Annotated in this window: 13 protein-coding genes; 3 read left to right on the top strand and 10 right to left on the bottom strand. The window is 53.6% G+C overall.

Annotated features, from left to right (window positions below):
- Window positions 1–906: an HlyD family secretion protein gene (locus FE788_RS03120; protein ID WP_168190239.1), complete on the bottom strand. Its 906-nt coding sequence runs from the start codon at window positions 904–906 to the stop codon at window positions 1–3.
- Window positions 907–972: 66 nt separating this feature from the next.
- Window positions 973–1980, bottom strand: a complete 1008-nt coding sequence (locus FE788_RS03115; RefSeq protein ID WP_138379268.1) for an NADP-dependent oxidoreductase — start codon at window positions 1978–1980, stop codon at window positions 973–975.
- Between the two features lie 119 nt (window positions 1981–2099).
- On the opposite strand from FE788_RS03115, the gene FE788_RS03110 reads away from it, so the two are divergent.
- Both FE788_RS03110 and FE788_RS03105 read left to right on the top strand, forming a co-directional pair.
- Window positions 2100–3110, top strand: coding sequence for a ChaN family lipoprotein (locus tag FE788_RS03110; protein ID WP_138379267.1), 1011 nt, complete (start codon window positions 2100–2102; stop codon window positions 3108–3110).
- A gap of 202 nt (window positions 3111–3312) precedes the next feature.
- Window positions 3313–5403 (top strand): ATP-binding protein, encoded by a 2091-nt coding sequence (locus FE788_RS03105; protein WP_168190238.1) that lies wholly within the window; start codon window positions 3313–3315, stop codon window positions 5401–5403.
- Here the strand turns inward: FE788_RS03105 and FE788_RS03100 are convergent.
- From FE788_RS03100 to FE788_RS03080, 5 genes are read right to left on the bottom strand one after another with little or no spacing between them, the layout of a single operon-like run.
- Window positions 5393–5836 (bottom strand): PaaI family thioesterase, encoded by a 444-nt coding sequence (locus tag FE788_RS03100; protein ID WP_138379265.1) that lies wholly within the window; start codon window positions 5834–5836, stop codon window positions 5393–5395. The genes FE788_RS03105 and FE788_RS03100 overlap by 11 nt on opposite strands.
- Entirely contained in the window at window positions 5833–6318 is a 486-nt protein-coding gene (locus FE788_RS03095) for a PaaI family thioesterase (protein WP_138379264.1), read from the bottom strand. Before FE788_RS03095 ends, FE788_RS03100 begins: the two co-directional genes overlap by 4 nt.
- 23 nt (window positions 6319–6341) lie before the next feature.
- Window positions 6342–6773 (bottom strand): group III truncated hemoglobin, encoded by a 432-nt coding sequence (locus FE788_RS03090; protein ID WP_138379263.1) that lies wholly within the window; start codon window positions 6771–6773, stop codon window positions 6342–6344.
- A 32-nt stretch (window positions 6774–6805) separates the two neighbouring features.
- Entirely contained in the window at window positions 6806–7213 is a 408-nt protein-coding gene (locus FE788_RS03085; protein WP_138379262.1) for a SufE family protein, read from the bottom strand.
- Between the two features lie 18 nt (window positions 7214–7231).
- Window positions 7232–7486: a sulfurtransferase TusA family protein gene (locus tag FE788_RS03080; RefSeq protein ID WP_138379261.1), complete on the bottom strand. Its 255-nt coding sequence runs from the start codon at window positions 7484–7486 to the stop codon at window positions 7232–7234.
- A 132-nt stretch (window positions 7487–7618) separates the two neighbouring features.
- Between FE788_RS03080 and FE788_RS03075 the strand changes: the two genes are divergently transcribed.
- Window positions 7619–9853, top strand: coding sequence for an EAL domain-containing protein (locus FE788_RS03075; protein WP_138379260.1), 2235 nt, complete (start codon window positions 7619–7621; stop codon window positions 9851–9853).
- 17 nt (window positions 9854–9870) lie between these two features.
- Here the strand turns inward: FE788_RS03075 and FE788_RS03070 are convergent, their stop codons facing one another.
- The 3 genes from FE788_RS03070 to FE788_RS03060 form a co-directional block, all read right to left on the bottom strand.
- On the bottom strand, window positions 9871–10137 hold the full coding sequence (locus FE788_RS03070) for a hypothetical protein (protein WP_138379259.1): 267 nt from the start codon (window positions 10135–10137) through the stop codon (window positions 9871–9873).
- 52 nt (window positions 10138–10189) lie between these two features.
- Window positions 10190–12508 carry a S8 family peptidase gene (locus tag FE788_RS03065; RefSeq protein WP_138379258.1) on the bottom strand — a complete coding sequence of 773 codons (2319 nt, stop codon included), beginning with the start codon at window positions 12506–12508 and terminating at the stop codon, window positions 10190–10192.
- 142 nt (window positions 12509–12650) lie between these two features.
- Window positions 12651–13235, bottom strand: a complete 585-nt coding sequence (locus FE788_RS03060; RefSeq protein ID WP_138379257.1) for a hypothetical protein — start codon at window positions 13233–13235, stop codon at window positions 12651–12653.
- Between the last annotated feature and the right edge of the window lie 145 nt (window positions 13236–13380).

Raw genomic sequence — 13380 nt, 5'->3', positions numbered from 1 at the left:
TTATCGCCCAGCGGCGTCCCGCGGCAGATTCACTGTCAGGTGTGCCGGCCATTCGGCAGCCTCATTCAAGCGCACATATGCGACCCCGCGGCTCCCAATTTTCACCTTCTCAAGATTCCCCATAACCAGGTCGGTGGGAATCTTCACCTTGATGCGAAACATCAGCCGGCCTCGCTCGCTGCGGCTTTCCACCTGTTCGGGTGTGAACTGGGCCTCGGGAGAAACAAAACTCACCCACCCCGGCAGTACAAAATCCGGCAGCGCATCAATGCGGATGCGTCCCTCGGCCCCTGTTTTGGTGCGCCCGGCTTCTTCCGAAGGCAGGAAAATGGTCATGGACACGTCACTGAAATCAATCAGGCTCATGATCTTGCCCCCGGCCGGCAAAACCTCACCCGGTTCCGCCAGACGATAGAGAACCCGGCCCTTGACAGGTGCGTTCAACGTCGCTTCGCCAATTCTGACCCCGATCCGGCGGACTTCCGCCTGTCGTAAGGCCGCCCGCTGACGCACGCTCTCCAGGCGGGCCTTTGCCGTCTCAAGCGCCGCCTGGGCGATGGTAGTGGCACTTAGTTTCTGATCCGCCTGCTGCTGCGAGATATGGCCCTTTTCCACCAATGCACGGGCCCGGGCCAGTTCCTGTTCGGCAAATTTCAGCTCACTTTCCCGCTGGAGAATGGCGGCTTTGGCTTCCTCAATACTTTCACGGGCCTCGGCCACTGCGGCCATGGTCTCCGCCAGAAGGGCCTCGTCTGCGGCCGTATCCATGACCGCCAGCACCTGCCTTTTTTCCACCAGGTCGCCTTCCGTGGCATGAATACTCACAATACGGCCGCCATATTTGCTGGAAATATCCACCTGGTCCGCTTCGATCCGGCCGAGGAAGCTCAGCTTCTTCCCACTCATGGGTTTCCTTTCGGCCATATATCTCCTGCCCGCCCGGGTAATCCGACGCGCAAATCCAGACAGCCATCAATCCAGTTTCACCACCTGCTTGCCGAAATTTTCCCCCTTCAACATGCCGATAAAGGCTTGTGGGGCCTGGTCAAGCCCTTCGGCGACACTTTCGTGATATTTCAGTTGCCCGTCCTTCAGCCATCCGGCCGCTTTCTGGATATATTCCATGCCCAGATCCATATGATCAAACACGATAAATCCCTGCACTTTCAGGCGACGCTGGATGATCAGGCCCATGCCCCGTGGCCCGGGCGCCATTTTTTCGTCATTATAATGGGCAATCAGGCCACACAGGACAATCCGACCAAAATTGCTCATGTTCCACAAGGCCGCTTCCAGAATCTCCCCGCCCACATTTTCAAAATTCACATCAATGCCCGCAGGACACAGTTCCGCAAGTTTTTTGTGCACCTGCCCTGCGGTCTTATAGTTGAACGCCCGGTCAAAACCGAGCTCTTGCGTGAGGTAGGCTACCTTGTCATCAGCCCCGGCGCACCCCACCACATGACAGCCGAAAATCCGGCCCAATTGGCCAACCACGCTGCCCACTGCACCGGACGCGGCGGAAACAAACAGGGTTTCGCCTTTTTTGGCCTCCCCGATGGCCGTGAGCCCCACATAGGCGGTCATGCCCGGCATGCCCAATATGCCCAGATAATAAGACAACGGGGCAAGCGACGGATCCACCTTCATCAGCCCCGACCCGTCAGAACGGGAATAAAGCTCCCACCCCAACATGCCGACCACATGGTCTCCTTGGGCGAATTTTGGATTATTGGACTTGATCACCTGTCCCACAACACCGGCTTCCAGTACTTCTCCAATCTGAAACGGCGGGATATAGGACGGGGCGTCATTCATCCGCCCGCGCATATAAGGGTCTACCGACAGATACAGATTGCGGATCAGGACCTGCCCGTCACCGATGTCGGGAATTTCCGCCTCGACATAGTCAAAATTTTCCGGGCTTACCCAACCTTTAGGGCGGCTTTTCAGGCGGATCTGATAATTTTTTTCGGACATATCCTTCTCCTTTTATATATCTTCAAGATATATAATTTTTTCTATATGGGCAACATGGATTGACAGGAATGCTGTAATCCGTACCCTCACCAGATCGCAGTATAACAAAGAAACAGCCGATGACACAGATACGCCTTTTGCTGCTGCTTATGATCTTTGTCCTGTCGTCCGCCCCCGGAGCGACGGCAGAGAGCCCCCCACTAGAGGACACCATCTGGGACGTCCGGGAGGGGCGGGAAATCAGCCGGGAAGAGCTGATCAAAAAACTTCGCCCGGCCAGATTTATTCTGCTGGGAGAAAGGCATGACAATATCCGCCATCATCAACACCAGGCCTGGCTCATTGACAAGCTGAGCCAGACGGATCGTCGCTTTGCGCTGGTTTTTGAAATGGTGGAACGCCACAAGCAGAACGCCTTCGCCTTGTTTGCCCAAAGATTTCGTCCCGGACGTGGACAGCAGGCTCCTCAACGCCATGATGCCACAGGGTTAAACCTGTTTCTGGATTGGGACAACAGCGGCTGGCCCGACTGGTCCTTTTACAAACCGCTGTTCGATATCGCCTATCTGAAGGGGCTGGCGCTTGGGGCGGCCGGACTTTCCCGTCATGAGATTGGCCGGATGCATCAGCAGGGGCTTGAGGGGATACCGGAGGAGTTAAGGGCGCCACTCCTGCCGTATCTGAAAAAAACGCTGCCGCCAGCGTTAGACAACCGCCTACGCCAAACGATTGTCACGGGACACTGCAACACACTCCCCGAAACGGCAGTGACCCGTTTCATGGAAATCCAGCGAACCCGTGACGCCTTCATGGCTTGGGCCTTGCAGAAACATGAAAAGGAATTTGCTCGCGACGGGGCCATCCTGATCGCTGGCAATGGTCACGTTCGGCAGGATCTGGGGGTACCCTATTATTTAAGGGGAATGAAGGCTGAAGGAAAAATACTGAGCCTGGCCTTTCTGGAAGCCGATGTCGAAAAAAACAGCCTTGCAGAATATACCGGTAACCCTGAAGAAAACCATCTCCCCTATAATTATATCTGGGATTATATCTGGTTCACGGCACAGCAGCCGCGCCCCGACCCGTGCGCGATCTTCAAAAACACCTCTGAAACCAACATTGCCCCATAAGACGTCCCCAAAAAAGACCAAGCAGGTCCTCGATGACGGCTGGCCCTTCAACGCGCCCCGATCCGGTTAAGGGCTTCTTAACCCTATGGCCCTAGAATAGCCTGGGCATAAATATAACCACCATAAATATAATATTTCTGGGTCCGCGGAGGTCATGTACAAATTTACGTTTTTATGTTTTCTATGCTTGTTCAGTCTGAACGTGAGCAAGGCTGAAGCGACAACCTCTGACGGACCGGCAGAAAAGGTGTGGTTCGTACAGACCCAGAATCTGGATGCCCTGTTTACTTTGGCCAGGACAAAGGTTGATTCCTCACCACCCGAAGGGGTACAAATCAGCACCACCATTCTGGAGCGGTTCGGCGACGCCCTCTCCCCTGAACAGGAAGCCTATGCTTTTGCCCTCAAAGCCGCAGCACAGCTGCGCATGGGCAACTTTAACGCCGCCCTGCAGAATATCGAAAAAGCCCTGGCGCTCTCTGAACATGCCTCAGTCTCTGCGCCCCGTCGGGCCTATATTCTCAATGTTGCGGGCCGGGGCCACGAAGGACTGGGACATTTTCCCGAGGCCCTGAAATATTACCAGCAATCCTATCAGGTTTATGAAAAAGCCAATGACCAAAAAGGCATGTCGTCCCTGCTAATGGATTTTTCCGGGCTTTATCTTGAAGTGGGACTGCATGACAAGGCCATCACCAACTATCGTAAAGCCATCTCTCTTCTTGAGGACGGGGAGGAACATTTCCTATTGGCTCGGGCCCTGAATAATATTGGCTATGCCTATATCCATAACGGCATGCCTGAAAAGGCTCTCGACTATCTGGCAAAAGCCAGAGAAGTCGCCCGCAATCTGAACAACCCGCTGCTCCTGGCCTATACCTATGAAAATTCGGGGGAAGCCTATTATCACACCGGCGCATACGAAACAGCAGAAGAATATTTGCAAATCGGGTTGAAAGGCGCCCGGGAAAATCATTCCGAAACTCTGGAGGTGGGAACCCTGTATTATCTGGGCCTGACTAAAATGGCGCAGGGACAGCTGGATCAGTCCGAAGCCTATGCCCGTGAAGCGCTGGCGCTGGCGCAAAAAAACGAAGACGCCCTGATCCTGGCCAATCTTTACCAGCTGCTGTCCCATCAGGCCAAACAGCGCCAAAATTACCAAGCCGCCCTGACCAATCTGGAACAACACCTGTATTACAAAAACAAAATAAGCAATGAAAAAGTCATTCAGGCCCTGTCATTGCTCGAAGAAGAATTCCAGTTGAAGGAACGCCAGCGCGAAATCGCCTTGCTGCAACGAGATAATGAGATTCAAAGGCTGCTGCTCAAAGACTCCCAGACCATGCGTTATGTCAGCTATCTCATGGTCTTTTCACTGTTAATCGGAATGGGAGTTCTGTTGTATATTCTGCGCATCAAATCCCAGGCCTCCAGAGTCGCCAAGCAAAGGGAGCGTGAACTGTTTAAAGCCAAGACAGCCGCCGAAAACGCCAACCGCGCCAAATCGGAATTTCTGTCTTTCATGAGCCATGAACTGCGCACGCCGCTCAATGCAGTGATCGGCTTTTCCGAAACCCTCAAACTTGACATTTTCGGTCCACTGACGGCCAAACAGAAGGAATTTGTCAATCATATCCATGAAAGTGGCAAACTGCTTCTGAAACTGATCAACGACCTGCTGCATCTGTCAAAAATCGAATCCGGTTCCATCAAACTGGACCTGGATATTTATGATATTGAAGAAGTCGTTGAAGAGACCATTCCCCTGACCGAACATCTTCTGGCCCAGAAAAATATACATTTACATGTGGACATAAACACAGAGACCGCAAAAAAAGTAAAAGTGGACAAGCTGCGTTTCGAACAGGTCCTGCTCAATCTCATTTCCAATGCCGTGAAATATGGCCATTCGGGCGGGAATATCTGGCTAACTGTGGACAAGGTCTTTCTAGATAAGGTCAGAATCAGTGTCAGGGATGACGGTATTGGCATCCCGGAAGACCAGTTTGATAATGTTTTTATCCCTTTTAACCGCGCCGGTATGGAAGATTCCGGCATCGAAGGCACCGGTGCAGGTCTGTCCATTGTCAAAGCCCTGGTCGAAGCCATGCAGGGCACCATTGGTTTTGAGAGCAAGGTTGGCGAGGGTTCCACTTTTTATATTGACCTGCCCATCGTCACCGAAGCCTGTCCCCTTCCCACCCCCATACCCGACGCTTCCGAAGCGACCTCTCTTGAACATACCAGCGCCACTAAGAACTGGAAGGAGGCGTCCCCTTTCAGCCCTTGACAGGGTCAATAATCAGAAAATGCAAATGCGCGGTGGCAATGGGTTTTTCCGGATTGTCCTGCCAGGCCTCTACATGTAGATTGGCAAAGCGCCGCCCCATGCGGAAGACCTTGGCCCGGGCCCATGTATCAAGGGGCTTGCCACTTCGCAAATAATCAATATTGATATCCACGGTCTTGGGATGAACCGTCATTTGTGTTTCCCATGCCAGCTGGCAATAGGCAGCAATTTCCAGCAGCGCCGCAATAGTCCCGCCATGTAAAGCCGGCGGATAAGGCGTACCGATCAAGTCCTGATCAAATTTCATCAGCGTCAGCAGTTCCCCCCTTTTGCGCTGTAGATGGATATTCAGGAATTCCCCATAGCCGCCATCCGTGACGGCATAGGTAAACTCTTCCTGATCTTTTAAGGGGATAAGCTCTTCGATAATCATATGTTCTGCCCCATATGTGACAGAATCTCCCGGGGAAGATCCGCGTGGGAAAACGCCCCTGTGGCATGAGCAATGGGCATATCCGGGTCATCGCAATAGGCATCACCGCGCACAAACACCACTTCACGGGTAATCCGGCGACAACTGACTTTGGCGAACACCGGGGAGAAGGGTTTGGCGGCACTCATAAAATCCACGCGAAGGTCAAGGGTCGCCAACTGGCGGATTTCGGTAAACTGATTGAAAACGGCGGCCCCGAAGGCGGTATCCAACAATGTGGTAATCGCGCCATTGGCTATCACGCCACTTCCCGGGCGGGCTTCGATCTGGGAACTGTAGGGCAGTTCGACAATGAGACTGTCTTCAGCGCAATCCACCAGTTTAAGCCCCAGTTTGCGGGCATGCGGGATATGCAGAATCAGCTGGGTGAGTTCAATGTTTTGAGCCGAAATCGTTTCCCCTCCTTCTTTGGGTCGTGTCATTCCGGCCTGGACCCTGTCCGGATCTAGGCATCAGGTGTCCAGGGTTTCGGGGCAAACCCACCTTCCATGCCCAGAACCCTGAAAATGGCAATTTGCAAACTTTCCGCAATCAGATTGCTTTTTTCAACAAATTTTTCCGCGCACTCCGGCACAAACAGCTCCCGCGCCGTATCATGGAACATTGCAAGCCAGTGGGAAAAGTGATTCTTGTTCAACCCCCTGATTCCCACATGGCGCGGAACCGGCCGACCGTGATAACGGCCGGTTTTCAACATTACGCTTGACCAGAAAGCATACATTTTGGGCAGATGCTCATCCCACTTGTCCCCGATTTTTTCTTCAAAAATCGGCCCCAGAAGAGCATCCTTCCGCACACGCGCATAAAAACTGTCCACCAGATCCCTGATGCTGTCTTCGGTAATATCGCGATATGGTCGCGTCTGTTTCCCGCTCATGTTTTCCCTTTTCAAAGACGACAAAACCACCCTCACCGGTTACAGAAAGACCGGGCGATCGCCTTGATTCGTTCCACCATGGCATACAGCCCATTGGTGCGCATGGGGGAAAGGTGTTTTTCAAGTCCCAGCCGGTTCAGAATACCTTTAGCATCCGTTCCCAGGATCTCTTGCGGACTTTTGCCAGAAAAAATCATCAGCATCAATGCCACCAGTCCCCGCACAATATGGGCATCACTATCGCCACGGAAGACAATTTTGCCGTCTTGTTCCTGATAAACCAGCCAGACCCGGCTGGTGCAGCCCTGCACCCGGTTTTCTTCCGTGCGCGCGGCGTCTTCCAGTTCGGGAAGCTCCCGCCCCAGATCAATGATATATTTGTAACGATCTTCCCAGTCATCCAGGAATTCAAAGGTTTCGACGACCTCATCAATAGTCATTCTGCTGTTACACCTGCTTTACTTTTCATCCGCATCGTCATGGCGGACCAGATAATGATATATCCCGTTTTCTTCCCACTGTTTTTCGAGCATACAGCCCTTTTCATGACAGAAATGCGGGATATCCAGCTGGGTCATAGGGTCCGTGGCCTTAATGCTGATATAAGTGCCCACGGGCACAATTTCCAGCATTTTTCTCAGGCGCAATACGGGAATCGGACATTTATGCCCTGTGACATCCAGATGGTAAACTTGTGTGTTGCTGATCGCCACCTTGTTTCCTTTACCCGGCCGTTTTCCGACGGAATACTTGCAGCCTCAAATAATGCCGGACTGTTAACCACTAATTAAGCCTGGTTCTATAGCATGCCTCTATTGTCGCTTAAAGGGGATTAGTCATAGCCTATGAAGGGTAATGCGGTAAAAATCAAGACGATCTCATCACAATTTGGCATCGTCGACCCACAGAATCTGTTGGAAGGGCTGCCGATTGGCGTGGCCTTTTTTGACAAAGAACTGTATCTGACGGACTGGAATCGGACCTTTGCGACCCTTCTTGGCCTGACGGATACGTTTCTGGCCAAACCGTGCCAGTTCAGGGACTTTATTGGTCTAAACTGGAACCAGAACCGTACCGGCGACCATGATCTGACCGGTCAGATTTTTTCCGAACTGCGCACCACCCCTTGCGCCGGGGATCTGGGGCCGTTGTCCTATGAATATTGTCTGGTCAACAACAAATGGCTGGAAGTCAAAGGCAACCCCCTGCCCAACGGGGGATATGTCCTTCTTTTTGCCGATATTACCAGCCGCAAGGAAGTGGAAGACTTCATACAGCATAATTCACAATCAATAACGGACCAGTTGATCGAAACCTATGGCCACAGAAAAATCATGGAGGAACAGGCGGCCGAAGCCGTTCGTCTGGCCGAAGATCTGGCTATTGCCCAGCAGGAAGCCGAAGATTCCGCTCGGCGTATCCAGGCCATTCTGAATGCCATGGCTGATGGTCTGGTCACTGTGGACACAAACGGCGTCATTCAAACCGCCAATCACGCCGTCGAAGAAATGTTCGGATATGCCCAGAATGAAATTTTGGGCCAGAACCTGCTGTTGCTACTGCATTCCCAATTATACAAAACGGAAAATGATCTGATTTCTTCCATTAATTCCCTCATTGAAACCGAACGGGAATATAAACGCGAAGAAACCGGACGGCGAAAGGATGGCCGCACATTTCCCATTGAAATCAGCTTACGGGAAGTCAATTTTATTGGTCAGAAACAGTTTACGGTGCTCATCCGGGACGTCACGGAACGTCACGAGGCCGAAGCCACGATTCGCAAAATGGCCTTGCATGACAGCCTCACCGGACTGGCCAATCGGAATTTGTTGCATCAACGGCTGAACGATGCCCTGAAAATGGCAAAACGCCTGGGCAAAAAAGTTGCCGTCATGTTTCTGGATCTGGACCTTTTCAAGCCGGTCAATGATCTTTACGGCCACGCCACCGGGGACAAACTTTTACAGATTGTGGCCGAAAGGTTGAGCAAATGCGCCCGCGAAGTGGATACCGTCGCCCGTCTTGGCGGAGATGAATTCGCCATCGTCTTCACCAATCTGGACGATGAAAGCCATGTCACCAAAATCGCCCGACGGATCATTGACAATATCCAGCTGCCGATCGAGGTGGATGACAAAATTCTCAGCGTAGGCACCAGTGTGGGCATCAGCTTCTACCCTCATGATTCCAAAGATCCCAATGAGCTGATCCGCATGGCCGACGTCGCCCTTTATCAGGCCAAGGATGATGGCCGGCGGATTTTCAGGATTTATGATCCGAAAATGGACGCTTCCGCCAAGGCCGAAAAAGAAATCGAAATGGAACTGAGCAACGCCATTAAAAATGGCGAGCTTTTCCTGCATTTTCAGCCACAAATCGACAGCATCGACAACAGCGTCGTCGGTGCCGAGGCCCTGGCCCGCTGGAAACACCCGAAAAAAGGATTCATCCCTCCCGACTCCTTTATCGCTATTGCCGAAAACAGCGGCCTTATCATTCCCCTGGGGCAATGGATTCTGGAAACCGCCTGCCGACAGGCCAAAGCATGGCAGGACAGGGGCATTCCCCCTTTCCGGGTCTGTGTCAACATCTCCGCCAAACAGTTTCAGTTGAAGAATTTCTGCGAAAATGTTCAGGAGGCACTGATAAAATCGAATCTTGACGCCCGCTGGCTGGAACTGGAAATTACCGAAGGTATGGTGATTGCGGACAAAGAAGAAGTGATCACCAAACTGGAAAAACTGGCGTCTCTTGGCGTGACCCTGGCCATTGATGATTTCGGCACCGGGTACTCCTCTCTCGCCTATCTCAAAAGGTTTTCCGTGCACCAGCTCAAGATCGACCAATCCTTCATTCGTGACATTACCGAAGATCATGACGATGCCGCCATCACGGACGCCGTGATCCGGCTGGGCCACAGCTTGGGTCTTACGGTGGTGGCCGAAGGCGTGGAAACCGAAGAACATGTCCAGCTTCTGCGCCAGAAAGGTTGTGACGTGATGCAAGGATATTATTTCAGCCGCCCCCTGGACGCCCGGGCTTTCGAGGTCTGGTTAGAACAATATAACAGTCGATAAAGCTTACCCGGGGTTTCTTATCTGGGGAGACACGCTGCGTCTTCCTTGTTGGCGGTAAAGCTGCCATCCTTGCGGCGATACTGAATGACCTGAGCCGTCATCTTCCCCGGTACCTTTTTCTGATAACGCTGGCAACCCTGGTTGTCTCTTCCCACCGGCACATAATACACTCCCTGGGGGTGTTCAATGGTGCCCGGCGGCCAGCCGTCGGGGGAACTGTCCGGACCTCCATAAGTACAGGCACAAAGCCCAAGTCCCATCAGCATTGTGAATGTTTTTTTCATACCTTGTCCCCTAGAGTGAATTGTGAATGGGTCAACCCATGCACAGTTCACTCTAAAACCGCGAGCCCAAGCGCAACAACACGGAACTGGCCGCCGTCCCGGCCTGATGTCCCGGATTGACCTGATGCAGCAGGTTGATCTGCATCTCTGCCCCCCAGAAAGCCGGCATTCTGTAAGCCAGCTCAATATCCCGCTCCCGCCCGCTCGGAGAAAGTGTCACGGCGCGGGTAGCAAAATTCAGGACGTCATTTTCATAATCCCGGTTTGCCACATAACTGATCTCGGCCGAGCCGGTTTCCACCCGCAACGGCTGACGGAACCCCAAGGTAAGACTGTCCCCGGATTGCAAAAGCCCGCCCGTGCGAAGGCCTAGCGCAAAACTTTGGGCCCGAAGCGCGCCCCCGGCGCGGATCAGGCTGGCGGGGGCATTGTCGACATTCGTAAGCCCCGCGCTATAGCGACCATACAAACTCACCCCCCCACCCAGGCTCACATCCAGACGCAGCGTGCCAAACACACTCGTGGCGCCGTCCCCGATTTTCAGGGCCCCGTCCGACAGACTGCCCAACACACTGCCTTCCTCCTGTAGAGCCCCCATATCAAAGCCCACACTCACCCCTTTTGTGACACCACGATCCAGGCGCACGGCAAGTATGGTATGACGGGTTTCAAGGTTAAGTTCTGCATAATCTTTCCGCCCTTGTCCGGCGGCAATCTGCAATCGGGTTTTGGCAGGCTGCCCCAGGGAAAAAAGGGCCGCCCTGCTGCCATCCCGCGGCATGAGAGAAAGAAAGTCCCCCTTGCCTAGGGCAAGATAATCATCATAGCGGTAGTCTTCGGTCAGTTCCGTCAGGCTCAACCCCTGCGCCACGCTCAATTTTTGTCCTTTGCCGAGTTGATAGGCCAAAGAAAACCGCAGATCCGCCACGGACCGTTCCGGTCTGTTGAAATGGGCAAAATACCGTCTGTCGATTTCCGCAAACCGGATCTGCTCGCGCCAATAAAAATTCAACGACGCCTGTGGGGACAATGACAGCGTAGCCTCACGGGACTGGTTGCGGCTGTCCAGCACATTTTGCAGGGATAAGCTCCCCTCATCACGATGAACCTGTGTGCCCAGATCCATCACAAAAGAACGATTATACCCGTCCAGAATCATGCTGTTCGCCACGGCCCGGCCAAGGCCCGACAGGTCCCCGAACGCCCCGCCGGTATAAATCTGGCTCTGGTCAGTGGAAAACGTTACCACCGCCCCTTCAGTGGTTTGAACCGCCACGCTGGTGCTGCCTTGTGGCGCAAAGGCGGCAGCCAGGTTGACCAGTCCCCGGCCATAAATCACATCAACACCTTCTGCCCCCAGATCTGTCGCCGTGGTATAGAGCAGTTCCGCCACCTCTGGACCGGTCAGGTTGGGAAACGCCTGAAATAGCAGCGCCGCCGCCCCGGCAATATGCGGGGCGGAAAAGGAGGTACCGTCAAACAGTGCGAACTCGCCGTCTTTGTACAGGGTGCGGATATTTTCCCCTGCTGCCACCAGATACACATCTTTTGCCTCTTCCCCGGCCCGGTGGCTGAAAGAGGAAAGTTCGCCATTTTCATTCACGGATCCGGCCACGATGATCTGCCCATTGGCCCAGGCCGCCCAGGCATCAGAGGCGGAAGGATTGGGACTGTCTCCGGCCCCCGGAGGGGTGTCCTCGTCAATATTGCCGGCGGAGACCACAATCACCATACCTGCTGCCACCGCATTTTGCAGGGCCGATCTCAGCCGGAAATTGTTGGGTGTATCGCCGCCCAGGCTGATATTCACCACCTTGGCCCCGTGGGTGCGGGCATAATCCAGTGCACTGGCAATGTCATTATCCCGAAAGGTGCAGCCGTCTTCACTTTCGCAGCTTCCCGTTTCCGCCGTATTCAGCGCCAGAATGGAAGCATCAAACGCCACGCCATGCATGCGGGTATCATCCCGTGTTGCCGCAATCACCCCGGCCACCCCCGTACCGTGCCCGTCCACATCCTCAAGGTCGGCCACATTGCCGGTCACTATATTGGTGCTTTGCGGGTGAACATTGGCAGCGATTTGCGGATGATCCCGGTCAATGCCGCTATCAATGACGGCAACGGTAATTCCTTCGCCGGTCGCCCCGGCTTCATACGCCGAAATCGCGCCGATCTGATCAAGTCCGTAATTGTCCCGGTATTCGACGGTATCATAGTCAATGTCCGGGTCCGGCGAAGCCGTCGGTCCGGTATTATCCGGAGGCACAACCGGTGTACTTAGTCCCGGCATCCCGCCCCCCCCGCCGCCACAGGCAGACACGATTACCGACAAGGCAAGCCCCATCAGGCCTTTCTGGAAAACAATTTTCATACCTCTGCTGATCCCGCTGTCTTTTTCAGAATACCCGCCCCCTGAAAAAGCCTACGCCGGCGGACTTACTGGAAGCTTAACATCTCTTAAAAAGATTAGCACAATCCCGTCTCCCAGCCCAGCCTGCCATCTCCCTTGGGCGTTATTCACTTTCTTCTGATGGTTCTTCTGGGGAGGGCATGGCATTGCCGTTGCGCCGATAGATAAAGTCGAACACTGTCTCCCAGGTTCCGTCATCCACCTTACGCCGTTCGGAAATATTGTGAATTGTCCCGTCCTCCTGTGGCGTCCAGCTGATCCGGTACAGATATCCGCCCACCGGTGTCTGCGACCGCAGGACAAATGCCCCTTCCTCGGGACCGCCTCGCAGGAGCTGCATACCCGCCTGGTTGTCCACCCAAAACTGCACCCATTCCGTCCCGTTAAAAGCCGTAAGGCTCTTGCCATTCATGCGAAACGGCACATAAGGCGATGAAAAATGATCATCCAGGGAAATCCAGCTTTGCTGCAAGGCACAGCCGCCCAGTGTGCGACCAATCCGATCAAATCCCGCCAGTTTTCCACTGTCCCGATGGAAAACCTGCCAGTCCCCCACCCAAAAATCAAACACCCGGAACACGGGATGTCCGCAGGGAATGACAATCTTTTTATCCTCGGCAGAAGCCGGGCGCGAAGCGGCCAGCGCAGCCAGAATACACAGCAGAAGAAAACGGACGGGATAACGCATGACAGACCTCCTGTTTTGTTCAGTCTTAGCGCAATGTCATGCAAAAAAAAAGCCGCCAGAAAAAATCTGGCGGCTTCAGTTCAGATCGCATTCCCCGGTATTCTGTGAGGTGACACAAGCCCGGAGAATATCTGACGGAGAGAAT

It is taken from the genome of Luteithermobacter gelatinilyticus (assembly GCF_005849285.1).
GTDB classification, from domain to species: domain Bacteria; phylum Pseudomonadota; class Alphaproteobacteria; order Sphingomonadales; family Emcibacteraceae; genus Luteithermobacter; species Luteithermobacter gelatinilyticus.
This window is presented reverse-complemented; position numbering and strand designations above follow the sequence as displayed.

What these genes read in the sequence shown, in the direction of transcription:
- FE788_RS03065 (WP_138379258.1), bottom strand. Translation starts at nt 12,508, where the DNA reads ATGAAAATTGTTTTCCAGAAAGGCCTGATGGGGCTTGCCTTGTCGGTA.
- FE788_RS03110 (WP_138379267.1), top strand. Translation starts at nt 2,100, where the DNA reads ATGACACAGATACGCCTTTTGCTGCTGCTTATGATCTTTGTCCTGTCG.
- FE788_RS03095 (WP_138379264.1), bottom strand. Translation starts at nt 6,318, where the DNA reads ATGACACGACCCAAAGAAGGAGGGGAAACGATTTCGGCTCAAAACATT.
- FE788_RS03060 (WP_138379257.1), bottom strand. Translation starts at nt 13,235, where the DNA reads ATGCGTTATCCCGTCCGTTTTCTTCTGCTGTGTATTCTGGCTGCGCTG.
- FE788_RS03090 (WP_138379263.1), bottom strand. Translation starts at nt 6,773, where the DNA reads ATGAGCGGGAAACAGACGCGACCATATCGCGATATTACCGAAGACAGC.
- FE788_RS03085 (WP_138379262.1), bottom strand. Translation starts at nt 7,213, where the DNA reads ATGACTATTGATGAGGTCGTCGAAACCTTTGAATTCCTGGATGACTGG.
- FE788_RS03100 (WP_138379265.1), bottom strand. Translation starts at nt 5,836, where the DNA reads ATGATTATCGAAGAGCTTATCCCCTTAAAAGATCAGGAAGAGTTTACC.
- FE788_RS03115 (WP_138379268.1), bottom strand. Translation starts at nt 1,980, where the DNA reads ATGTCCGAAAAAAATTATCAGATCCGCCTGAAAAGCCGCCCTAAAGGT.
- FE788_RS03070 (WP_138379259.1), bottom strand. Translation starts at nt 10,137, where the DNA reads ATGAAAAAAACATTCACAATGCTGATGGGACTTGGGCTTTGTGCCTGT.
- FE788_RS03075 (WP_138379260.1), top strand. Translation starts at nt 7,619, where the DNA reads ATGAAGGGTAATGCGGTAAAAATCAAGACGATCTCATCACAATTTGGC.
- FE788_RS03120 (WP_168190239.1), bottom strand. Translation starts at nt 906, where the DNA reads ATGAGTGGGAAGAAGCTGAGCTTCCTCGGCCGGATCGAAGCGGACCAG.